This is a genomic window from Rhodoglobus galactosidasius (genome assembly GCF_054957775.1).
In genome coordinates, this window is record NZ_JBQIAV010000007.1 from 52912 (window position 1) to 76392 (window position 23481).

20 protein-coding genes are annotated in these 23481 nt (G+C 60.5%); 16 read left to right on the top strand and 4 right to left on the bottom strand.

All coding sequences use genetic code 11. The features are described from left to right. Positions 1 to 9: 9 nt before the first annotated feature. The 12 genes from ACTJJW_RS10285 (at position 10) to ACTJJW_RS10340 (ending at position 16463) form a co-directional block, all read left to right on the top strand. Positions 10 to 987 carry a ribose-phosphate diphosphokinase gene (locus ACTJJW_RS10285; RefSeq protein ID WP_462644372.1) on the top strand — a complete coding sequence of 326 codons (978 nt, stop codon included), beginning with the start codon at positions 10 to 12 and terminating at the stop codon, positions 985 to 987. 65 nt (positions 988 to 1052) lie between these two features. Continuing rightward, positions 1053 to 2756, top strand: a complete 1704-nt coding sequence (locus tag ACTJJW_RS10290; protein ID WP_462644374.1) for a long-chain-fatty-acid--CoA ligase — start codon at positions 1053 to 1055, stop codon at positions 2754 to 2756. A gap of 1341 nt (positions 2757 to 4097) precedes the next feature. Next, positions 4098 to 5051 carry an alpha/beta hydrolase gene (locus ACTJJW_RS10295; RefSeq protein ID WP_462644376.1) on the top strand — a complete coding sequence of 318 codons (954 nt, stop codon included), beginning with the start codon at positions 4098 to 4100 and terminating at the stop codon, positions 5049 to 5051. Between the two features lie 455 nt (positions 5052 to 5506). After that, complete coding sequence (locus ACTJJW_RS10300) at positions 5507 to 6517, top strand: LacI family DNA-binding transcriptional regulator (protein ID WP_462644378.1); 1011 nt, start codon at positions 5507 to 5509, stop codon at positions 6515 to 6517. Then, complete coding sequence (locus ACTJJW_RS10305; protein ID WP_462644379.1) at positions 6514 to 7437, top strand: carbohydrate ABC transporter permease; 924 nt, start codon at positions 6514 to 6516, stop codon at positions 7435 to 7437. The genes ACTJJW_RS10300 and ACTJJW_RS10305 overlap by 4 nt, the downstream gene beginning before the upstream one ends. Further along, a complete protein-coding gene (locus ACTJJW_RS10310; RefSeq protein ID WP_462644381.1) occupies positions 7434 to 8276 on the top strand; it encodes a carbohydrate ABC transporter permease in 843 nt (280 codons plus the stop codon). Before ACTJJW_RS10305 ends, ACTJJW_RS10310 begins: the two co-directional genes overlap by 4 nt. A 76-nt stretch (positions 8277 to 8352) precedes the next feature. Beyond that, complete coding sequence (locus ACTJJW_RS10315; protein WP_462644383.1) at positions 8353 to 9633, top strand: ABC transporter substrate-binding protein; 1281 nt, start codon at positions 8353 to 8355, stop codon at positions 9631 to 9633. Positions 9634 to 9768: 135 nt separating this feature from the next. Beyond that, the gene (locus ACTJJW_RS10320; protein WP_462644385.1) at positions 9769 to 10947 is read left to right on the top strand and encodes an ADP-ribosylglycohydrolase family protein; all 1179 of its coding nucleotides are present in this window, start codon (positions 9769 to 9771) and stop codon (positions 10945 to 10947) included. After that, the gene (locus ACTJJW_RS10325) at positions 10947 to 12389 is read left to right on the top strand and encodes an ADP-ribosylglycohydrolase family protein (protein ID WP_462644609.1); all 1443 of its coding nucleotides are present in this window, start codon (positions 10947 to 10949) and stop codon (positions 12387 to 12389) included. The genes ACTJJW_RS10320 and ACTJJW_RS10325 overlap by 1 nt, the downstream gene beginning before the upstream one ends. Next, positions 12386 to 14440, top strand: a complete 2055-nt coding sequence (locus tag ACTJJW_RS10330; RefSeq protein ID WP_462644387.1) for an SUMF1/EgtB/PvdO family nonheme iron enzyme — start codon at positions 12386 to 12388, stop codon at positions 14438 to 14440. The genes ACTJJW_RS10325 and ACTJJW_RS10330 overlap by 4 nt, the downstream gene beginning before the upstream one ends. Then, positions 14437 to 15624: a CaiB/BaiF CoA transferase family protein gene (locus ACTJJW_RS10335; RefSeq protein WP_462644389.1), complete on the top strand. Its 1188-nt coding sequence runs from the start codon at positions 14437 to 14439 to the stop codon at positions 15622 to 15624. Before ACTJJW_RS10330 ends, ACTJJW_RS10335 begins: the two co-directional genes overlap by 4 nt. Next, positions 15621 to 16463 carry an HpcH/HpaI aldolase/citrate lyase family protein gene (locus ACTJJW_RS10340; protein WP_462644390.1) on the top strand — a complete coding sequence of 281 codons (843 nt, stop codon included), beginning with the start codon at positions 15621 to 15623 and terminating at the stop codon, positions 16461 to 16463. Before ACTJJW_RS10335 ends, ACTJJW_RS10340 begins: the two co-directional genes overlap by 4 nt. 82 nt (positions 16464 to 16545) lie before the next feature. Here ACTJJW_RS10340 and ACTJJW_RS10345 read toward each other — a convergent pair whose 3' ends face one another. After that, positions 16546 to 16917, bottom strand: a complete 372-nt coding sequence (locus tag ACTJJW_RS10345; RefSeq protein ID WP_462644392.1) for a hypothetical protein — start codon at positions 16915 to 16917, stop codon at positions 16546 to 16548. 117 nt (positions 16918 to 17034) lie between these two features. Then, positions 17035 to 18492 carry an NADP-dependent phosphogluconate dehydrogenase gene (gene gndA, locus ACTJJW_RS10350; RefSeq protein WP_462644611.1) on the bottom strand — a complete coding sequence of 486 codons (1458 nt, stop codon included), beginning with the start codon at positions 18490 to 18492 and terminating at the stop codon, positions 17035 to 17037. A 139-nt stretch (positions 18493 to 18631) separates the two neighbouring features. Between gndA and ACTJJW_RS10355 the strand changes: the two genes are divergently transcribed. Then, positions 18632 to 18793 carry a putative quinol monooxygenase gene (locus ACTJJW_RS10355; protein WP_462644394.1) on the top strand — a complete coding sequence of 54 codons (162 nt, stop codon included), beginning with the start codon at positions 18632 to 18634 and terminating at the stop codon, positions 18791 to 18793. Positions 18794 to 18868: 75 nt separating this feature from the next. On the opposite strand, the gene ACTJJW_RS10360 is transcribed toward ACTJJW_RS10355, so the two are convergent. Further along, a complete protein-coding gene (locus ACTJJW_RS10360; RefSeq protein WP_462644396.1) occupies positions 18869 to 19294 on the bottom strand; it encodes a pyridoxamine 5'-phosphate oxidase family protein in 426 nt (141 codons plus the stop codon). A 56-nt stretch (positions 19295 to 19350) separates the two neighbouring features. Further along, complete coding sequence (locus tag ACTJJW_RS10365; protein WP_462644398.1) at positions 19351 to 20139, bottom strand: FadR/GntR family transcriptional regulator; 789 nt, start codon at positions 20137 to 20139, stop codon at positions 19351 to 19353. A 148-nt stretch (positions 20140 to 20287) separates the two neighbouring features. Here ACTJJW_RS10365 and ACTJJW_RS10370 point away from each other — a divergent pair, with 148 nt between their 5' ends. The 3 genes from ACTJJW_RS10370 (at position 20288) to ACTJJW_RS10380 (ending at position 23479) form a co-directional block, all read left to right on the top strand. Then, positions 20288 to 21577, top strand: a complete 1290-nt coding sequence (locus ACTJJW_RS10370; protein ID WP_462644399.1) for an ABC transporter substrate-binding protein — start codon at positions 20288 to 20290, stop codon at positions 21575 to 21577. A 100-nt stretch (positions 21578 to 21677) separates the two neighbouring features. Next, the gene (locus tag ACTJJW_RS10375; RefSeq protein WP_462644401.1) at positions 21678 to 22604 is read left to right on the top strand and encodes a carbohydrate ABC transporter permease; all 927 of its coding nucleotides are present in this window, start codon (positions 21678 to 21680) and stop codon (positions 22602 to 22604) included. Continuing rightward, positions 22601 to 23479 carry a carbohydrate ABC transporter permease gene (locus ACTJJW_RS10380; protein ID WP_462644403.1) on the top strand — a complete coding sequence of 293 codons (879 nt, stop codon included), beginning with the start codon at positions 22601 to 22603 and terminating at the stop codon, positions 23477 to 23479. The genes ACTJJW_RS10375 and ACTJJW_RS10380 overlap by 4 nt, the downstream gene beginning before the upstream one ends. Positions 23480 to 23481 lie beyond the last annotated feature (2 nt).

Here is a 23481-nt window from a genome sequence, read left to right on the forward strand (position 1 = left end):
GTCCCCCACGTGGCCAGCATCAAGATCTCCGGTCAAAAGCGACTCGTGCTTGTCTCCGGGCGAGCCCACCCCCAGCTCGCGCTTGACATCGCTGAGGAGCTTGGCAGTGACCTCGTACCCACTGACGCACGCACCTTTGCGAACGGTGAGATTTACGCTCGCTACGACGAGAGTGTTCGTGGATGCGATGCCTTCGTCATCCAATCGCACACTGAGCCCATCAACGAGTGGCTGATGGAACAACTGATCATGGTGGATGCCCTCAAGCGGGCTTCTGCGAAGCGCATCACCGTTGTCTCGCCCTTCTATCCCTATGCCCGTCAAGACAAGAAGGGCCGTGGTCGCGAACCGATTAGCGCCCGACTCATTGCTGACCTGTACAAGGCTGCTGGCGCCGACCGCATCATGAGCGTCGATCTGCATGCCGCCCAGATTCAGGGATTCTTTGACGGCCCCGTCGACCACCTCTTCGCTATGCCGGTGCTCCTCGAGCACTTCCGCAAACTGCTCGACCCCTCGACTCTCACGGTTGTGAGCCCTGACATGGGCCGCGTGCGCGTAGCAGACATCTGGAGCGACAAGCTCGGTGCGCCGCTCGCGATCATCCACAAGCGTCGCGACCCACTGGTTCCGAACCAGGTCACCGTTCACGACATCGTTGGTGACGTTGATGGTCGCGTGTGCCTCCTCGTTGACGACATGATCGACACCGGTGGAACCATTGTGAAAGCAGCCGAAGCGCTCAAGCGTGCCGGTGCACTCAAGGTGGTCGTGGCCGCAACACACGCAATTTTCTCTGACCCTGCTCCCACAATCTTGCAGAGCGACTTCATCGACTCGGTCGTTGTCACCGACACGTTGCCGATCCCTGAACACAAGCGGTTCCCGACGCTCGAGATCCTGCCGATCGCACCGTTGTTGGCTCGCGCCATCCACGAAGTTTTCGATGACGGCTCGGTCACCTCAATGTTCGACGGCGCAGCCTAAGCGCCCACCGGTTCGACGCAGTGCGCTGCGTAATTGAGTGCGCCACACAGGCATAGAGTTAAGGCATGACTGTGTTGTCCGATCGCCCATGGCTCGCGAACTATGCCGATGGTGTGCCTCACGAAATCCCACTGCCCGAAGGATCGCTCTACGATCTGGTCGCGGCATCCATCGCTGAATACCCGCGCGGCGTCGCGCTGGAATTCTTCGGCAAGGAAACCACCTACGCCGAGCTTGGCGAGCAGATCGACCGTGCGGCCGAGGGCCTGCGTCTGCTTGGCGTGCAGAAGGGCGACAGGGTGGCGCTCGTGCTGCCGAACTGCCCGCAGCACGTCGCTGCTTTCTACGCAGTGTTGCGGCTCGGCGCAATCGTTGTCGAGCACAACCCGCTCTACACACCTCGCGAGCTTCGGCACCAGTTTGAGGACCACGAGGCGAGGGTCGTGATTGCCTGGAACAACGTCGTTGCAACGCTGCAGGACTTTCCGACGGATGTCGCGGTCGAGACCATCATCTCGGTCGATGTCACCCGTTCCATGCCACTTCGCACCCGGGCGCTTCTGCGACTGCCCATTGCGAAGGCTCGTGAGTCGCGCAACGCACTCACCACAAGCGTGAGCGGCACGATTGCCTGGGAAGAGTTGCTGAAGTCCGCCCCAGTCGATGCGCACATTGTAAGGCCAGAGGCCGAAGACCTTGCGCTCATTCAGTACACGAGCGGCACTACGGGGTCTCCGAAGGGCGCAATGCTCACCCACCTCAACCTCTTAACGAACGCCGCTCAAGCCCGCGCATGGGTGCCGGCAGTGCCCCGTGGCAGTTCCGTTGTTTATGCGGTGCTCCCGATGTTTCACGCTTATGGGCTCACGCTGTGTCTGACGTTCGCGATGAGCATGGGAGCGCGGCTTGTGCTCTTCCCCAAGTTCGACCCAGACCTAGTGCTCGCCGTGATCAAGAAACATCCCGCTACGTTTTTGCCGGCAGTGCCGCCGATCTATGAGCGGCTCACCGCAGCAGCAGACGCCGCAGGCGTGTCACTGAAAGGCATTGAAATCGCTATCTCTGGAGCGATGCCACTCTCGGCCACAGTCGTCGAGCCCTGGGAAGAACGCACTGGCGGAACTCTCGTTGAGGGTTACGGACTGTCAGAAACGAGTCCAATTCTCATTGCCAACCCGGTCGGCCCAACTCGCCGTGCAGGCACCGTTGGTTTGGCGCTGCCCAGCACAGAACTCCGTGTCGTCGACCCTGAGAACCCGACCGTTGATCGAGCCCAAGGAGAACAGGGCGAGCTCATCGCACGCGGCCCGCAGGTGTTCTCGGGGTACTGGGGCAAGCCCGACGAGACCGCCGAAGTCTTTGTGCCGACGGTGGATGAGGGCAAAGATTGGTTCCGCACTGGCGACATCGTCACGGTGGATCCTGACGGTTTTGTCACCGTTGTAGACCGCATTAAGGAGCTCATCATCACCGGCGGTTTCAACGTCGCGCCGAGTGAGGTTGAGGAGGCGCTACGGCAGCATCCGTCGATCGCCGATGCGGCCGTTGTGGGACTGCCGAGCGAACACAATGGTGAAGATGTCGTTGCTGCGGTTGTTCTCGCCGAGGGCGCGACTCTCGATGAGAAAGCCGTGCGCGACTTCGTCCGCACAAACCTCACGGCTTACAAAGTACCGAAGAGTGTCGTCAGCGTCGAGGAACTTCCCAAATCCCTCATCGGCAAGGTGCTGCGTCGACAGGTGCGGGAACGGCTGATCGCCGAACGCTAGCGGGAATTTCCGGACTGTTTCGATTTAGCACTGGCCCGGGGTGGGCGTGAGGCGCGTATCCCTTCTCTGATCTGGGCGAAGAGCATGTCGGTGTTTGACTTGTCCGTTCCGGAATTCTGTTGCCCATAGCATGGCATCGGTTGTGGGGAAGAAGCGCGGGAACTGGACGTATTACTACCTGGTGACCTCATCCGCCCATTTGTAGCAGGTGACCCTCAGGAAGCCGAGTTCCTTTGCGACCTTCGACACGTTACCCGTGACCGTCAACCGCCGGAAGAGCTCAGCCTTGCCTTCGGCAAACGCAGCCCGCAACGCCATCAAATTACGAATCGCGCAGGGTGCGCACCGACGGGCATCTGGTCTGAATTGGAAAACCTTCACCTGTCCATCCCCAAATTGATTAGTCTTTGAGCGTCGACCAATGAAAGTCGCACTGCGTTCCTCTTCGAAGAACACATCAGAGATGTTCAAGTTGGCAAGCTCCGAGCGTCGAAATGTACCTCAAACACGAGTTGAAAATGCAGGCATCTCGATATGCGGCAATCGCATTGGGTCAGCTGTTTAACACGAAATCCTCGACTACTTGCCTCGCTTGCTCACTCGAAAGCCCGCGCTGGAGAGCGGTTTGACGCTTCAGGTTGTGGTCGACATACCTGAAGGTCTTGCTATTGACTCGATGCCGGGCAGGCTCGGCAGAGAATTCGGCCGCGAGAGAGTGGTCAATCCCCGTCACCCAACGCTTTACGATCGTGGTTCGATACCTCTTCGCACCCGGTTCTGTGACCTGAAACGTCATGTCGACGAGGAAATTTGCCACGATGACGGGTGTAGTCGGTAATGGATTTATGTTCCGAGGCGCGCACCAGCGGGTGAATTTAGCGAAGTCACGAGCGTACCCATCAAGGCTGTTCTTGGCCTTACTCGATGCAGTCAGTCGCACATCCATCTGGATAATCTCACTCTCTGTGAGAGCTTCCTCAGCGTGCCGGTCGTCGTCCTCTGACCATGGCGTTAGTTCTTTTGGGGCTGCGCTGAAGACGTCCCTTTGTCGTATCACTCAGTATTTCGGCTGCGACCATCTCGAACTCACACCGCGCATAGGCGCTGCATACCCGCAGTGATTGGCGGCGCCGACCTCGACCTTCCTAACAGCGGGTCATGCGTCGGGCTTAGTCAAGGCGTGGACCTGCCCAACGGACTTCACCTGGCTGGTGACTGGTCGGCTCTTGCCGTGAACGGCGGGCCGCACTACAGTTCGTGTAAACGTAGTATTAAACGTTTACATACGTGCGATGTCAATGTGCCTCGGCGTGCAGAATTACCGAAAGGAACCACAATGAAGTGGAAAAGGGAAGGAGTGCAGTCCTGGCTTCGAGTCTCATTGCGACATCCGTCTTGACGACCGCCGGTGCGGCACATGCCGAATATGGTCGGTCTATTGCCGGTTCGGTGGTCAGCCCGGCTATCGGTGGCAACATTAATTACACGGTCTACTTGCCTGCCGGTTACGACCCCGATAGCTCGACACGGTATCCGTCGCTCTACTTGCTTCACGGGAGGGGAGATACCCAAGCCGCCTGGCAGCAGGAAATTGACGATATTGATGAACTGACCGTTGCCGACAACATCCCACCGATGATCGTCATCATGCCGGACGCACCATGGAGCAACGCAGGTAATTATTACGTCGATTCCCAATACACAGGCACCGGCGGTGGATTGTCTCCGGGCGTGGCCGTCGAAACGGGATTCACCAGCGATTTGCTTAAGCATGTCGACACCAGCTTTCGCACGGTTGCCGACCGATCGGCGCGTGCTGTGGGTGGCTATTCAATGGGCGGCGCAGGCGCGTTGCGGTTTACGACTGCCCATCAGGACCTCTTCTCGGCGGGAATCATCCTGAGCCCGGCGGTGTACGTACCGTCGACGCCGGTCCACTCTTCGACCCGGAAATTCGGGGCTTATGGCGTCGGATCCGCCGTGTACGAAGAAGACCGTCACCGAGCACTCAATTACCCTGCGACGTTTGCGACCTTCGATCCTGGACTGCCTGTTCATCTGTTCATCGCCGTCGGCGATGACGAATACGCCAACCCGCTGCCAGAAGATGCGATCCACGACCTCGATTATGAGGCGGCAACACTGTATAACCGGGCCAAACGGGTCGCAGGCATCACGGCGGAGCTGCGCGTGTACGACGGGGGGCACGATTGGGGAACTTGGAAGCAGGGGTTTCGTGAGGGCGTGGTCGATATCGCCGCGCACCTGCGCGCCGCGGCGCGCCCGGGTTTTTGACGGAATTCAATTCGGATCGGTCGGTGACGATCACGGCGACGGTGTGCTCGCATGCAGCGGATACCATGCTCGGTCTGACCGGCTAGGGCCGACTCGACATTACTGTACAGAAGCTCGATGCCAACGGGAACCAGATATGGCTGACCTCGATTGCATCTGAACTGAACGAACGTGTATGCGGCGTCGTGGACGCACAGGATGGAGCGGTCGGTGTCGACGCTGCCCGGTGGGCAGCCCTTTCAGCGATCATTCTTCTCCTAGGCGCGGTTACGCGGCGGATGCGACTTTCCATGAGTCGGTTCGCGTTATAGCGTGGCTCTTTCTTGCCATAGGGGTGTCGAGGCTGATAGTGTCCGTGTAATCGTTCTTGTAAACGTTTACTAAATTGTGGTGTGGGATAGTCCACGATGGTAGGTCTGCAGGCGCGTGCCCTTCAACGGAGATCGGGAAACCAAGTGAGTACTGGCAAATCAAATCTCGTGCGGGTCGCTGAACGCGCCGGGGTCTCGATTGCTTCCGTGTCGCGGGTGCTCAACGGGCTACCGGCGTCTGCAGCGGTTTCCGAGCGCGTTCGTGCCGCGGCGAAGGAATTGGGATACGTGCCCAACGCCACGGCGCGGTCCCTCAAAGTCGGCCGCACCGAGCAGATTGCCCTCGCCGTCGCTGACGTCGGAAACCCGGTATACGTGTCCATGATGCACGCGATCAATGGAGTCGTCGCCTCCGCTGGATTGCGTCTCGTGCTGTCGTCCACCGGTAGTGACCCGGCCGACCAGATCGATTTGCTCAAGAGCCTGAATCGGGGTTTCGTTGACGGCCTCATTCTCAGTCCACTACGAGTCACCCCCGACCTGATCGAGGAGGTGCGCGCCAGCCGACTGCCGCTCGTCATCATCGGCTCCCCTCCTGAGGGGGTCGCAGTCGACAACGTGCGCGCCAATTCGCGCAAGGGCGTCGGGCTTGCCGTCAAACACCTGCACGGCCAGGGCCACCGCCACATCGCGTTCCTCAATGGGCCGCTCGACACGGTGCCAGGAACAGCGCGTCTGGCGGGCTATGTCAAAGCGATGACCGCCCTTGCGCTGCCCGTCACGAGCGACTTGCAGGTAGAAGCCACCGACTTCACCTACCATGCCGGTCTCGCTGCGACCTCCGTTTTGCTCGACCAGTCCAGTCCCGACGCCATTGTTTGCGCCAATGATTTGTTGGCCGTAGCCGCGATGAAGGTCATTGTTAGTCGAGGCCTGCGGGTTCCGCAGGACATCGCCCTCGTCGGCATGGACAACACGAACATCGCCGAACTCGCCAATCCCGCCCTGACCAGCGTCGACCTCGGGTCGACCAAACGTGCGCGCAAAGCGGCGAAACTACTGCTAGCGCGGCTGGGAGACCCCGACCGCCCGGTGCAGAGCGTCGTCGTCTCTCCTACCTTGGTCGTGCGTGATTCTTCGGTGGTTCCCACATGACTCTGATCAAGTCCCGAGTCGCCGCTAAGCGTCCGAACGGCTCACCCTCTCTCCGCGGTAAGAACAGCGACGCCTGGCTACTGGTGTTGCCCACCCTCGTCCCCGTAGTTATTTTCAGCGTCTACCCGCTCGTTCAGGGTATTCTGCTCGGGTTCACCGACGCCAAGGCTGGCCTGAACGCGACGACTTCGGTGAACGGCCTCGACAACTACATCAAGTTGCTCAGCTACGAATTGTTCTGGAAATCCTTCCGCATCGGCATGATCTGGGCAGTTTCCGTCACCGTCCTCCAATTTCTGGCGTCGCTCGGCCTCGCAACACTGCTCAACCTCGACATCAAGATGCGCTGGCTCGCCCGAACTCTCGTTCTCGTGCCCTGGGCGATGCCGCCGGTGATCATTGCGATCATGTGGCGCCTAATGCTCAACCCGACCTACGGCCCGATCAACGACATGCTGAGTTCGGTCGGACTACCGGGCGAGATCAACTGGCTCGGCAACTTCGCCACCGCGCTGCCTGCCGTGATCGTCGTCGCAGTGTGGGCTGGCATGCCTCAGACCACGATCGTTCTGCTTGCCGGGCTGCAATCGGTGTCGACCGAATTGAACGAAGCGGCATCCATTGACGGCGCCGGAGCCTGGAAGCGGTTCATACATGTGACCCTTCCCGCCCTGAAGCCGGTGATCGTCGCCATTACGACTCTCGACCTCATCTGGAACTTCAACTCCTTTGCCCTTGTGTTCGTGCTAACGGCGGGTGGGCCGGGCGGTGAAACCATGCTGCCGATGCTTTTCGCCTACAACGAAGCGTTTCGATACGGCAACTTCGGACTCGCCTCAGCGATGGGCAACGTCATGGTGATCGTGATCGCCTTCTTCCTGTTCTTCTACCTCCGGGCGCAGATGCGAGAGAGCAAATGAAATCCACCAGAACTCGCTGGCCCGCCCGGACTCTCCAATATTTGGCGCTAACCGGGTACATCATCTTTCTCGGTTTTCCGCTCTTGTGGTTGCTGTCGGCGTCGTTCAAGACGCCGCGCGAACTCAGCTCACCGACGCAGTCGTTCCTGCCGAAATCATTCGCTCTCGATAACTTTGTCGCGGCGGTGCAAAAAGCCGATCTATTCACGGCGGCAGGCAATAGCCTATTCGTCGCGCTGTCCACGACCATTGTCGTCACACTCATGTCTCTGCCGGCGGCCTACGCTCTGGCCCGTTTTCGCACCAAGCTGCGTGGCATCGCGACGGGTTGGATCCTTCTCAGCCAAGTTTTCCCTTTCATCCTGATCATCATTCCGTTGTTCCTCGTGCTGCGCGAGATCCAACTTCTCAATTCTCATTTCGGCCTCATAATCGTGTACGCGGTCTGGTCGTTACCCTTCGCCCTGTGGATGTTGCAGGGCTACGTGGCCGGAATCCCGGTCGAACTCGAAGAAGCCGGGGCAATGGATGGCGCGTCCAAGTTTCGAATTCTGCGTTCGATCGTGTTTCCTCTTCTCATGCCCGGGCTCGTCGCAACGAGCATGTTTACCTTCATCTCTTCGTGGAACGAGTTCTTCTTCGCGCTCGTACTCATCCAAGATCCAGCCCTGCAAACCCTGCCCCTCACGCTCGCCCGATTCGTCGGTGCGGAAGGACAGGTTCAACTCGGCCAACTCGCCGCTGCCTCGCTGTTGGCGACCATTCCCAGCCTTGCGTTCTTCGCTCTCATCCAGAAACGCCTCACCTCTGGTCTGCTGAGCGGGGCCGTCAAGGGATAACCAACCCAAGCGCCACCAGCACTGTTTCAACGCTGCACACAGTGATGTGCGCGGCACTCACACAAGGAGAAAGTCCATGAAGAAAGCCATCATCGTCGGCGTCGGCCTCCTGGCCGTCACCGGTCTTCTAGCCAGCTGCAGCGGGGTCACTGATTCCGCCGACACTAACGGGGAACCGATCACCCTGACCTTCCAGAGTCTCGCCTGGCAGGAAACCACGATTGCAGCGACGGACAGCATCGTCGCTGACTGGAATGCCGCAAACCCTGATGTGCAGGTCCAAATCACCCAAGGGAGCTGGGACAACGTGCAGGACCAACTAGTTACCCAGTTTCAGGGGGGTACAGCGCCTGACATTATCCACTACGAGTCCGCAGCGATCGCCGGCTTCGCCGAGCAGGGCTACCTAGCCGATCTCACGCCCTACCTTGGAGATGACCTGAAAAATGGCATCACCGACGACATCTGGAAGACTGTGACTTCGAGCGATGGTTCCATCGTTGGTGTGCCAACCCTGTTGCAGTCCTACGTAGTTTTCGCCAACGCGGATGCGTTCGCTACCGCCGGTGTGGAGCTTCCCGCCGGCGACGAAATGTCTTGGGACGACTTCGCCTCCGCATCGAGCAAATTGACAGCCAATGGCACCTATGGCCTTGGCTGGGGACTCAAGTCGCCGACCGCCACGGTCATGAACATGAGTCTCGGTTTCGACGGAACGTTCTTCGAAACGAAGGATGGAGTATCAACGATTTCGGTGGGCGACGCCGAGCTTGAAGTGCCCAAGCGCATCCACTCCATGGCCTACGATGACCAGTCGATTGAGCCAGTGTCAATGACTCTCAGCGGAACCGATGCCCTGCCCGGATTCTTCGGTGGAGACTACGCCATGTTCTTCGGCGGCAACTTTTATGCCCAGCAAATGACCGAGTCGGCACCGGAAGACTTCAACTGGGTCGTTCTTCCTCCGCTGTCCGGTTCGGCGGGAACCGCCCAGGCCGCGAATCCGCAAACCATGTCGGTGGCAGCCGAGAGCGAGCACATCGAAGAGGCGGCGGCGTTCCTTGAGTTCTTCGCCGATGCCGAGAATCTGTCGGCACTCGGCCAGGGGGACTGGCTCGTTCCGACCACCGAAGACGGTCGGGCCGCGCTACTCAGTGCGACCGGCGGCGACGGGGGCTGGGCCGAAATTCTCAAGTCGGGCGAGGCGCTGGCGATGGCCCCGTTCCAGTCCGCGGTCGGCTACGTGCAGTGGAAGGACCAGATCGCGACACCCGCGCTCCAGCAGTACTTTGCGAACGCCATCACAATGGATGAGTTGCAGAACAAATTGCAAGACGGTTTCGCCAGCATCGGCTAATTTTCGGCTGATCAGTACCAACGGTCTTGGGCTCCAGCCCTGACCGGGCATATCGGTGGCTCGTCACACAATGTGTGAAGAGCCACCGATATCCGAAAAATTGTAATCTTTCGTTTCACGAGCTTGGAGAACCCGATGGATCTGTTGCAGGACAAAGCGACCGGCGTACTGGCCGGCGCGGCTGTGGGCGACGCCCTCGGCGGCGCCGCTGAAGGCAACACCCCGGAGGCCATCCAGCAGCGGTACGGCGGTTACATCAGTGGCATCGTCGGGCCCTTCCTCGAGGACTGGCGCAACGCACGCCCGATCTCCCCGTACCACAAGGGCGACGGCCACATCACCGACGACACCCTGATGACGACTGCTCTGGTTGATGTCTACGCCACGGTGCGCGACCACCTCGATGCCTTCTCCATCGCGGACCATCTCGTGCCACTCCTTCTCGGCGAAAAACGTTGGATTCCCGAACTTGAATCCGAAGCATTGCTGCTGCAGCGCATCTTTCTGGCCGAAAAGTGGCTCGTCGCCCGCTTGCACTACGGCCACATCGACCCGCGTGAAGCCGGAGTGGGCAATATCGTCAACTGCGGTGCAACCATGTATGTCGCTCCGATCGGCATCGCGAATGCAGGCTCGCCCGATACTGCCTATGCAGAAGGGATCGATGTTGCCGGAGCGCACCAGTCCAGCTATGGCAGGGAGGCCGCGGGGGTATTCGCGGCCGCCGTGGCGGAGGCGATGCGACCCGGTGCCTCAGTCAGTTCGGTGATCGACACCGCGCTGCGCCTGGCCAAGGATGGCACGCGGGACGCGATCGAGGCGGTTGTCGTCACGGCCGACGGACTGACCGACTGGCGCGAGGCGATCGGCCCGCTACGTCGGGCGGTGATGCCATTCGACACCGTCGGTGCGGATTATCGTAAACCGGCCAAGGATGCCCGCATCCCCAGTCGCACTAAATCAATTGAAGAGCTTCCGATCGCCCTTGGCATGCTTATTGTCGGGGGCGGGAATTACTCCGATGCGGTTCTCGGCGCGGTCAATTACGGCCGCGATTCCGACTCCATTGCCACCATGGCCGGTGCGATCTGTGGAGCACTGAACGGCGTAGACAACGTTCCTCTCGAGTGGCGGGAGACCATCGCAACAGCCAGTCGCATCGACCTTGCCGCCCCAGCGGCCACGATGGCCGAGGTCAGTCGAGAGATTTGGGCCAGGGACAAAGAACGCTCGACGCGACGCGCTGCCACGATGGCGTCACTCGCGGCGTCAACCGATGCGACAAGCGGTCTGCAAGGCACTGTGCCGCGGTGATGATACCGACACCGGGTACACCAACAGCAGCACCTCGCCAACAACCGTTGCGGCTCAGCTGGTCGCAGCCCGAAGACCTCGTAGCCCACGCAGTGACCGCTGCGGAGGAAGAAGGCCGCGACATCGGCTCTCTCGGCGAGCGATGGACCCGCGCCGGTGGTTCCTTGATTGCCGCGGTCACGGGGGCGACCCCGCAGCCGGCGAGCGCCGAGCTGCGAGGGCTGGCCCGACAGCTGATGCAGGAAATCGATGAGTTGCCGCTTCCGGCGCATCTGGCCGCCATTGAACCCGACGATCTCGATGCTATTCAGGCGCTTCTCACTGAGGTGGATGTGCCACGACTCGCATCCGCATCACAGGCCAGCCTCGATTCCGACACCCTCTTTGACCGCATTCACGGCGGCTGGCTCGGTCGGGCCGCAGGCTGTCTGCTCGGCAAGCCGGTCGAGAAAATACCGCGGCACGGAATCCGGTTGATCGCGGAGTCAACCGGTAATTGGCCAATTGCTTCCTACTTCACGGAGGTCGGCCTTGATCCGTTCATTGCGGCACGTTTTCCGTGGAACCGGCGCAGCCGTCCCACGAGTTTGGTCGAGAATATCGACGGCATGCCCGAGGACGACGACCTCAACTTTCCGCTCATCGCCCTCGACCTGCTTGAACGCAGCGGACACGATTTCACCACCCGGGACGTCGCCGAGAGCTGGCTGGCCAACCTCCCGGCCGGCCGTGTATTCACGGCCGAACGCATCACCTACCGCAACCTGCTTGAGGGATACGAGCCCGAGGTGGCCGGCGCGGTGCAGAATCCATTTCGAGATTGGATTGGCGCCCAGATTCGAACGGATGTATACGGCTGGGTCAACCCTGCCGATCCCGCAACCGCCGCGCAACTGGCCTGGCGCGATGCCCGGCTGAGCCACCGGCGTAATGGGATCTACGGCGCTATGTTCGTGGCCGCTGCCTGCGCCAGTGCCCTCGTGGCATCCTCTGTCGATGAGGTCATCGCTCAAGCGCTCGCGGTTATTCCGCCAGACAGCCGCTACGCCCACGCAATCCGCTTCGGAATTGATCTTGCTCACTCGGAGCTTGACACCGATGGAGCCCTGGACGTGCTCTACGCCGAGTACGGTCGGCTGCACTGGGTGCACGTACTCAACAATGCGGCACTTCTGGTTTTTGCTCTCTTTCGTGGGGCCGGCGATTTTGAGGCCACGATCACCCTCGCCGTCACCGGAGGCTGGGACACCGATTCGACCGGTGCCACGGCGGGATCGATCACCGGGGCGCTCACGGGAGCCCGCCACTTACCTGAGAGTTGGATCCATCCTTTGAAGAACCGCCTCAGCACGAGCCTGCCCGGCTACGACCAGATCGGCTTCGACGAACTCGCAACTCGCACGACCAAGCTTGCGCGCCACGGGCTGGCGGCTCGGCGATGACGGCCGTTTTCGACGCCGACGAGGCGAACACCAACGAGTTCAATCCGCTCGTACCGCGCGCCATCGATCTTCCTACACTTCTCGGTGCCGACGGCATTAACGATGCGGCCGGTGACGTCGTCAAAATCTTCGCTGCTCCCACCAATTCCTCCGACTGGCAGGCCTGGCGGGAACACCTCGATCAGTGGCGTCAGTCGTCGCGGGCACGCCTCACCTACAGCGGCGCAGCCTACGACAGCGACCACTCCAGATGGGCAAGCAAGTGCTACAGCGTAGCCTTGGTCTGGCTGTGGGATGAACGACTCTATGACCACACCACTGGCCGGTTCACGGTCGATCACTTTCTCGCCGGGACGGCCGAATACGGTGGATTCGACGGGATCGTGCTGTGGCACGCCTATCCGGTCATCGGCATCGACGACCGTAATCAGTTCGATTTCTATCGGGATGTTGCCAGCATGGCCGCGCTCGTCGCGGAGTTCCAGCGGCACGGCCTCAAAGTCTTCATCAATTACAACCCGTGGGACACTGGCACTCGCCGTCCAAGTGCTGAAGACCCCGCGGAGCTCGCGACTCTGGTCAGCGAGCTGCGTGTCGACGGCGTATTCCTTGACACTATGAAGGAGGGCGGCACCGACCTGATCAACGCTCTCGTTGCGGCGGACCCGCCGCAGGTGCTAGAGGGCGAATCACGCATCCAACTGTCCCGCATCGAGGATCACCACCTCAGTTGGGCCCAGTGGTTCGCCGACAGTGAAGCCCCTGGCGTATTGCGCGCGCATTGGTACGAGCGCCGGCACATGATGCACCACACCCGTCGATGGAACCGCGACCACAGCGCTGAGCTTCAGTCCAGCTTTATGAACGGTACAGGAATGCTCATCTGGGACGCCGTGTTCGGGGTCTGGGTTGGCTGGAACGAACGAGATCTGGCCACTTTGCGGCGCATGCTCCGACTGCAGCGCGCGTTCACGAACGTATTCCTCGACGGCGATTGGACGCCGTTGGTCGACGCTGCACCGCGAGCACTGACAGCTCGCGTGTACGTCAGCCGATTTCGCACCACGTCCGCGACGTTGTGGACCATTATCAACCGTGCGGACACCGACTACCACGGGTCGGTGCTCACCAGTGAGATGGAGTTCGGGCCTGGGGTTCGGCTGGTTGACCTTGGTAATGGCGCTGTTTTGTCTTCCAGCGACGACCATGTGACCGTGCAGGCCAGGGGCCTCACCGCTATCGTTGCGGTGACCGGTCCCGACCCGGTCTGGTTGACCGATCTGCTCCGTACCGAAAAGGCGGATGTGACGGCTCACTCAGCCCCCTCCGCGCACTTTCCCGCCCGCACGGCCATTCGCGTTTCCGTGTCGGAGATGGCGATGGTCGATGCCGCGCCGGCTCGGACCGTGTTCGTCCCTGCGGTCGAACGAGAACTGCGCATCCGCTTCCGCCGCCGGGAGACCGGTCTCTATCAGGGAGCACCCTACGTCGAGGAGTGGAAGCCTCTCCCGCCACGTCTGCACGACGAGCGTGAGGAAAGCGTACTCATGAAGCTGGGTCCGGTGGCGGTCGCGACAACGGAGGTGACCGTGGCGGAGTTCGATTGCTTTGTTGCGGCCACCAACTATCGCCCGCTGATTCCGAACCGCTTTCTCGGCGGCCGGGCGAGCACCGACATGCAGGAGGGGCGAGATTCGCACCCCGCCAGTCTGGTTAGCTTGGCGGACGCCCGTGCCTACGCGGCCTGGGCAGGCGCACGGCTGCCCACCGAGTTTGAATGGCAGGTCGCGGCTGCTGATCCGGCATTCATCCGATTGCATCCACTGGTTTGGAACTGGACCGAAAGCGAGCACAGCGACGGGATCACCCGCTTTGTCATGCTCAAGGGTGGCAGCTCCTACCAGCCGACCGAATCCGACTGGTACTTCGACGGCGGAGCGCGCGAACCCGAGTTCACCGCGAAGTTCCTGCTTCCGGGCCAAGGTCTTGATCGGTCGACGAGCATCGGTTTCCGCGTTTGCTGGGACGTTTCAGCAGTGAGCACCTCGTGAACGCCCCGCTGACAGGCATTCGTGTGCTGGACGTTTCAACACTGTTCGCAGGGCCACTTGCGGCCACTTTTCTCGGCGACTTCGGTGCTGACGTGATCAAAGTTGAACACCCTGCGAAACCAGATGCGGCCCGCGGGCATGGCCCAGCGAAAGACGGTGTCAACCTGTGGTGGAAGACCCTCGGGCGAAACAAGCGCACCGTCACCATCAACCTTGGTCAGGCTGCAGGTGCCGACCTCCTCTTGCGGCTCGTAGCCGAAGCCGATGTTCTCATCGAGAATTTCCGTCCAGGGACCATGGAGCGCTGGGGTCTCGGGCCCGATCAGTTGCTCGCGGTCAACCCGAAGCTTGTGGTGGCCCGGGTCACCGCGTTCGGTCAGTTCGGTCCCTATTCGGATCGGCCCGGATTCGGATCGCTGGCCGAGGCTATGAGCGGGTTTGCGGCACTCACCGGTGAACCAGCTGGTCCGCCGACGCTGCCGCCATTCGGATTGGCCGACGGGATCGCTGCGCTTGCAACGAGCTACGCAATCATGGTTGCGCTGCGTGGCGTGGACGTGTCGGGCACCGGCCAGGTCATTGATATGGCCATTATCGAGCCCATTCTCATGCTGCTGGGTGGCCAGATCACCGCCTACGACCAGCTAGGGACCGTGCAGAAACGCACCGGGAATCGGTCGGTCAACAACTCTCCGCGAAATGTCTACCGAAGTGCCGACGGGACATGGCTGGCTGTCAGTACGAGTTCTCAGTCCATCGCTGAACGGGTGCTCTCCCTCGTCGGGCGCCCCGATCTGGTCGACGAAGCTTGGTTTGCCTCGGGTCATGAACGCGCCCAACACGCCGACGAACTCGACCTCGCAGTCTCCACGTGGATTGCAGCCCGGCCCGCGTCGGTCGTTCTTGCCGCATTCGAGCAGGCCAAGGCTGCCATCGCCCCGGTCTACGATGTGCGCGGTGTTCTGGCCGACCCGCAATACCAGGCCCTCGGCACGGTGCAGTCGGTCGACGATGACGAACTCGGCCCCATCAAGATGCAGAACGTACTGTTTCGCCTGTCGAAGACCCCTGGCGGCATACGCTGGCCTGGGCGGGCCCATGGCAGTAACACCGACGAAGTGCTTGCCGAGATCGGTGTCAGCGCCGAGCAGCTGGAACAACTGCGGGAACGGGGGATCGTATGACAGAAGGAACAGGCGCGCGGCCACTCATCCTAACCGGACTGTACGTTCCGGGGAATCGGCCGGAACGGTTCGCGAAGGCCGTCGCGAGCGGTGCTGACCTGGTCATTCTTGACCTTGAAGACTCAGTACCGAATGCCGACAAAGCTCAGGCGCGACGCAACGTGGTGGAGTGGTTGCGTGACCGCGGCGCGCCGGGCGTCGCCGGACTAGATGGCCCACACATTCAGGTGCGTGTCAACGACGGCAGCGACGACGACCTCGACGCACTCGAGCCGCTCGCCGACCGTTTTACACTGCGCCTGCCAAAAGCCGAAAGCACTGCGCAGCTCAATGCCGTCGCCAGGTTCTCCCATGTCACGGCACTGATCGAAACCGCGCTGGGACTAGAGCGAGCGTTTGACCTGGCACAGCACCCCGTCACCGCCGAGCTTGCCTTGGGTGATTCCGATCTCGCGAGCGATCTGGGATCCGCGTCATTGCAGGTGCTCGACTACGCGCGCATCCGCTTGGTTGTGGCCGCGCGTGCCGCCGCGCTGCCGGCACCCATGGTCTCGGCGTGGCCGGGAATCAAAGATCATACCGGGCTGCTCAGCGACACACGCCGCGCTGCAGCGCTCGGGCTCGTCGGCAGAGTCGCCATCCATCCGTCGCAGCTCTCGCTCATTCGATCGGCCTTCCTCCCGGACACCGCCGACGTGTTTTGGGCGAATGAAGTCGTAGAGGCTCTCGCGGTGGAGGGCGTGACGACGCTGCGCTCGGGGGCGATGGTTGACGCCGCAATGCGAGGTCGGGCCGAACGCATCCTGTGCCTTTTCGACGCTACCCGGGAGCCAACGTAGAGCACCGGCTGCATCGCTTACTGGTTCCGTGTCTAACAGACGGATGCCCGTGAGCAAGCCAGCTAGGCGGTGCAGCGGCAGACTAAGTGTTGTCTGCCGGGCTTGTCGGAATAACTGCGGGGCCAGGAATGAGCCCCATCGAGCGCAGCAGTGTTTCGGAGCCGTTGAACGCAATGGAGTAGCACTTCCAGCCCGGTTCACCGTCGCCAAAGAGGTCGAAACGGATGTCGAACGACACCGCTTGCGGCGCCAAATATTGGGTATAGGTGGCGCAGGTTCGCGTTGCGGTGTTGTTGGCAGTTCCCACCGCAGAGACGATTCCGGGAACGACAAGGCCGATCAGCCCGAGCACTACTACGACACGTATGACGTTCATGTAGATGCGTGAGCGCAGCGGACGATCACCGTGCGGCTCATAGCCAGACAGCTCCGGGTTGTCTTCGTATTCACTCATCGTGCACCCATTCTGTCACTGCGGGGTGAACACTGTGTTGCGCGTGCTGCCCGCGGGGCGGCGAGGTTGCTCAGGCTAAAAGTGTGGCGGCGAGCACGGGGCCCGCCGCCAGCAGAATTAGTGCGAGTCAGTCACTTCGATCTCGGTACGGTCGCCCGACCACAGCGTGTGGAAAGTGCCATCCATGTCGACTCGCTTGTAGGTGTGTGCGCCGAAGAAGTCGCGCTGACCCTGAACCAGTGCGGCGGGCAGGCGCGGTGCGCGCAGGCTGTCATAGTAGGCCAGTGACGACGAGAACGCGGGGGTCGGGATGCCGGCAGCTGCTGCTCCAGCAACAACACGTCGCCAAGAATCTTGTGTGCCACCGATTGCCTCGGTGAAGTACGGCGCTGCAACGAGTGCCACGAGGCCTGGGTTTTCGGCGTAGGCCTCGGTAATGCGGTTCAGGAAGCGTGCACGGATGATGCAACCACCGCGCCAAATCTTGGCGATATCGCCCTTCTTGATGTCCCAATTGTACTCTTCAGCGCCGGCGACGATCGCGTCGAAGCCCTGGCTGTAGGCGATGATCTTCGAGGCGTAGAGGGCCTGGCGAACATCTTCGATGAACGAAGCCTTGTCGGTGACTTCTGGCGCTGAGCTCGGACCGGGTAGTGCGCTGGATGCCGCACGCTGTGCAGGCTTTGAGGAGACGGCGCGGGCGAATACGGCTTCGGCAATTCCCGAAACGGGAACCCCAAGGTTGAGTGCGGTTTGCACGGTCCACACGCCGGTGCCCTTGGATCCGGCCTGGTCAAGGATGACATCCACAAGCGGCTTGTCGGTCTTGGCGTCGACTTGACGCAGAACTTCGGCGGTGATCTCGATGAGGTAGCTCTCGAGTTCGCCTTTGTTCCATTCGGCGAAGATGTCCGCGATTTCGGCGGGGGTGGCGCCAGTGCCCTGACGGATGAGGTCGTAGGCCTCAGCGATGAGCTGCATGTCGGCGTATTCGATGCCGTTATGGATCATTTTGACGAAGTGGCCTGCGCCGTCGGTGCCGACGTGGGTGACGCAGGGCTCGCCCTCGGCAACCGCGGCGATCGACTTGAGGATCGGGCCGAGGGTTTCCCATGCTTCGGCAGAACCGCCGGGCATGATCGAGGGGCCGAGAAGCGCACCCTCTTCGCCGCCCGAGATGCCGGCGCCAACGAAGTTGATGCCGGTTTCGCGCACAGCCTTTTCGCGACGGATGGTGTCGGTGAACAGTGCGTTGCCGCCGTCGACGATGATGTCGCCGGGTTCGAAGGCCTCGGTGAGGGCGTCGATTACGGCATCCGTTCCCGTGCCGGCTTGCACCATGATGATTGCGGTGCGCGGCGTCGACAGCGATGCGGCGAACTCTTCATAGGTGGATGCCGGAACGAAACCAGCCTCGGGATGCTCGGTGAGCAGAGTCTCGGTCTTCGAGTAGGAGCGGTTGTAGATGGCAACAGTGTTGCCTTCGCGGCTCGCGAGGTTGCGGGCGAGATTGGAGCCCATAACTGCGAGCCCTACTACGCCAATGTTTGCGGTTGCCTGCTCGGCAGCGGTCATATCGTTCACTCCTTGACTCTGGGACAAAGTGGTGGGTCGTAGCCCAATCATCAAGCCTAGGGCACCGCGCGGGAACGCTTCGCGGCATCCATTCAGCTAGCTTTACGCCATCCACGAGGCTGCCGATGGTTCGCTCGTAATGATCGAGAAGTGGGAGTCGGCGGCGCTGCTCGATGCTCACGGCTCGAGCCCCGCTGTTGCAGCCCTCATCGCCGAGATCGGGGATCACCTTACGGATCCTGTCGACGTGACGCGCATGACCGCGATTCCGATGGGAACCCCTACTCAAGGCGCGCTCTAAGCATCGTCAGCGTTCGGCCACACGTGGCGGTGTCTGTCGCGTGCGGAGCAGATGTCCCGGTCAGTGCCGCTCGGGTCAGTACCGCTCGGGTTCAGTCTCCAGCCGGAATCGTCGACCGGTTATCTCGGTGGGGTTTATTTCTACCCAGACGTATTTGAGAGTGGGGATCAGCGGATGTAGCGGCAGCTCATTGGCTGCGTCGATCTCATTCTGAGACTCGATCGCGCGCGCTGTTCCCTTGACCACCACGCTCCACGCAGAGTGGGGGCCCACGGAGTCTGTCTCCAACGCAACCTTGTCGTTGATAGTGAGCTTCAACAGTTTGGTGCCTTGCGCAGTGCGCAGCAGGAGCCGTTTGTCGACCGCAATGAAGTTGACAGGATAGATCTCCGGCTCACCTTGAAAGCTGACCGCTATCCGGCCAAAGCTGGCGGTGCGCAGTAGCTCCCAGCAGGTCTCTTGTTCTAGCTCTTCAACTGGATCATTCAGATTCTCGCTCATGGGATCAACCTTCCGTGGCCCAATTCTCCCACGGTGCCGGACTCTGTGCCAGCCCTCTAGCCGATAATCGGAGGTGGCTCTGATTCAGCCTCCCCGTCTCCACCTTCCCAAATGGAACTCATCTCCTGGAACGTGCGCTGCATGATTCGCAACATCGAGGACTGCGCATCTTCGGGGTTGCCTCGTTGAATGGCGCTAGCGACGTCGACATGAAACTGCAGCGCATCAACGTGCGGATGCGTCGGCATGAGTCCGTAGTGAGTACGCCCAGCGAGCACTTCGCTCACGAGCGTGTGCAGCTTGCCGAACATCTCGTTGCCGGAGTTAGTGAGCACGAGCCTATGAAACTCGATGTCTAGCTCGAGGAAGCGCTCGTGGTCGCCCTCCTGTCCAGCCGCCCACAGTTTGCCGGCGAGTCCCATTAGTTCGCTCGCCCCGGTGAGCGGCGCACGGATGGCGGCAAGGCGGGCGGCTTCTGGCTCGACGGCCGTTCGCAGCTCTGTAAGGGAGCGCAGTTGTGCGATGCGACCGGGGGAGGCGAGCCGCCATCGGATCAGCTGCGGGTCATACAGGTTCCATTCGGACTGGGGTAGCACTTTGATTCCGACGCGCCGTCGTGAGGAAATCATGCCCATCGAGGCGAGCACTCTCAGGGCTTCTCGCACGACGGAGCGGGATACGTCATAGCGCTGTTCGAGCTCATCGATGCGCACGATCGTCCCGGCGGGCATACCCCCCGAGCACAGAGTGAGGCCGAGTCGGTCGAGCACGTGGGCATGAAGCCCCAACAGGCGCGACGAAGGGTCGTTGTCTGCGACAAAGGACTCAATATCGTCGTTGCTCATGAGTTGATCATACCGGTTTGAAGGAATAGTTGAATAAGTATGACTTTAGTTGCTAGGCTGCCGTAATTGAGATGATGTAGCCATCGTTGACTGCGTTAGCTCGGTGTGCAGAGAAGCGCACCATCACCAAGACACAGAGGAAGTCGTAATGAAGCGATCTGTAATTCGAACCACCGGGATTGTGACAGCAGCCCTGCTCCTAGGAAGTGGGCTCGCAGCCTGCAGCGCGGGGGGAGGCGGAGAGTCCGAAACGTTGCGCGTCACGCTCGTGAACCACGTATGGACCGACATTATCAAGGACAAGATTCCGGAGTTCGAGAAGGAAACCGGAATCAAGGTCGAGGTCGCGCAATTCGGCGAAGACCAGCTATCGGACCAGTACAACGTCAAGCTCAATGCAGGTACCGACGAGATCGACGTAATGATGTATCGCCCTCTCCAAGAGGGCAAGCTCTTCGCCAAGAACGGCTACTTTGCCGATCTGAGCGATAGCGTCACAGAAAATACCGACTGGGATTGGTCCGACTACCAAGAAGGCCCCGTTGACTCGACAAGCTACGACGGTCAGGTAGTGGGTGTTCCGATCATCACCGAGCAAGAGGTGCTGTACTACCGCAAGGATCTCCTCAAGGCAGCAGGTCTCGAAGTGCCGACGACGATGGACGAGCTCCTCGCGGCGGCTGAACAGATCAAGAGTGAAAATCCAGGAGTAGCCGGGTTCGTTGCCCGTACTGCGAAGTCGGCAGCGGTGACTCAGTTCTCCAGCTTCCTTTACAGCTACGGTGGCGACTTCATCGACGAGGACGGCAATGCTTCGATCGATACCCCTGAGGCGAAGGCTGCATTCGCCACCTACGGAAAGCTCATCCGCGACTTCGGTCCCGAAAATGTCAGCACTGACATGAGCTGGCCCGAGGCTATGGCCATCTTTACCCAGGGCAACGCTGCGTTCTACACGGAGGCGGACAGCCTGTACAAGAATGCGACCGACCCCGCCAACTCCAAGGTCTCCGACACCGTCGGTTTCGCGCCCATCCCGGCCGGCCCCGCTGGTTCCAAGGCATACAACGTGCCCTCGTGGGCACTCGGTGTCAACGAAGCCTCGGCCAAGCAGGACAACGCATGGAAGTTCATCGAGTGGGCTACCAGCCAAGAAATGACTCTTGAGATTCAGCAGGCAGGCGTCCCCGGTGCCCGCCAATCGGTGTGGGAGGACCCTTCGGGAGTCTCGACCTACCCGGCTGATCTTGCGGAGACCATCGCGATCGCCACGAAGAACGGCATCGGCCACGATCGTCCACTCGTCATTAAGGTTCCAGAGGCGCGGGAGATCGTCGGTGATCCGATCGTTGTCGCCATCACTGGCGGAGACTCGGATGCCGCGGCGGACGCCGCCAACAAGGCGTTCCAAGAACTCTTGGACGACGAAAACAAATAGGCAGCATTAGACGCTCGCGGCGGCCGGAGCCCTCAGGGTTTGCTCCGGCCGCCGCTTCGCTCTCCCTCGTTCACACACACGTACATACAAGGAGGTATCGATGGCCGCGACTACAGGTGTTCGCACATCGCCCCGGAAGACTTACTCCGACTGGGCTAATCGTCACCGCAAGTGGCTGTTCGCTTCACCAGCAATAATCCTCGTCGGCCTGCTCATCACTATCCCCTTGGTCTGGACGATCTACCTCAGCCTCACAAACTCCGAAGGCTCGGTGCGCTCAGACCACCAGTTCATCGGTTTCGATAACTACGCGGAGGTCTTCGCTGACTTCGACCGGTTCTGGCCTGCAGTCGTGCGCACATTCATATTCACGGGCGGTGTGCTCATTGTCGAGCTGGTTCTCGGCATGGCCATTGCTCTGCTCCTTCGTCGACCGTTCCGTGGCGAACGGTGGGTGCGAGTTGCCATCCTGTTACCACTGGTAGCTACACCTGTGGCCGTCGGAATGATGTGGAAACTCATCTTCGACCCCAATATTGGCTTCGCTAACCAGGCTCTTGGATTCTTCGGCATCGCCCCACAGCCATGGCTTTCTGGTGAGTTCACGGCATTGCCGACGCTGATGTTCGTCGACATCTGGCAGTGGACCCCCATGGTGGTCCTCATCTTGCTCGCAGGGCTCACCTCCCTCTCTGAGGAACCCGACGAGGCGGCCCGCATCGACGGAGCCAGCGCGGCACAACGCTTTTGGTTTGTCACGCTGCCGCTGATGCGAACGACCGTCATCGTTGCCATTTTGCTGCGCAGCATTGACGCGCTCAAGACCTTCGACATCCTGTACGCAACAAAAGGCAAGGGAGGCGGTTCATTTAACGAGGTCGAAACCCTCAACGTTTATGCCTACGGCCTCAGCTTCGACTACAACGACTACGGTGTCGCGTCCGCAGTGCTCATCATCTTCTTCCTGCTGATCATCGCGATCATGTGGCTAATCACATTCAAGAGAAAGGAGAAGGTGTCGAAATGACTTCCACACTGACTCCCGCAGCGACCATTCCCTCGGTACCGAAGGCGCGTCGGCGTAAGCCGCTTGGCACTCGCGCGTACATCTGGTTCCGTGCCATTGCACTCGTGCTCATCGTGCTCGCTTTCGTACTGCCACTGTTCTGGATGCTACTTTCCGCGTTCAAGACCAATGTCGATATTTATGACGTCAGCAAGTCGGTCCTGTTCACTCCCACTCTTGAGAACTTCAACAACGTGCTTGGGCGTGACAACTATTTCGAGTTCATCTTCAACAGTGCGTGGATTGCCTTCGCCTCGACCGCGCTATCGCTGCTCGTGGGTGTTCCTGCCGCCTACGTGATGAGTCGCTTCGGAATGCAACGGTCCGCCGGGATCGTTCTGCTCGCCCGAATCATTCCTGGCGTTAGCCTGCTTGTGCCGTGGTATTTCATCTTCGCGAACTTGCGCATGGTCGGCGACTACAGCGTGCTGATCCTGTCGCACATGTTCGTCGCGCTGCCGCTAATCGTGTACATCATGATGTCGTTCTTCGATTCGCTGCCCGAAGATCTCGAGGAGTCGGCGCAGGTTGATGGCCTTACGCCAATCGGCGCTTTCCTCAAGATCACGCTGCCACTCTCCACGCCAGGGATCGCGACCGCAGGAATCCTCTCGATCATCTTCTCGTGGAACAACTTTATGTTTGCGCTTGTACTCTCCGGCGCCAACACGAAAACCCTCCCGGTGGCAATCTTCAACTTCGTGTCGTACGCGAGTATCGACTGGGGCGGACTCATGGCCGCAGCGGTCGTAGTGACCGTGCCGATCATGGTCATCGCGTTGTTTACTCAGAAGTACATCGTCTCCGGCCTCACTGCCGGAGCTACGAAGGGCTGATG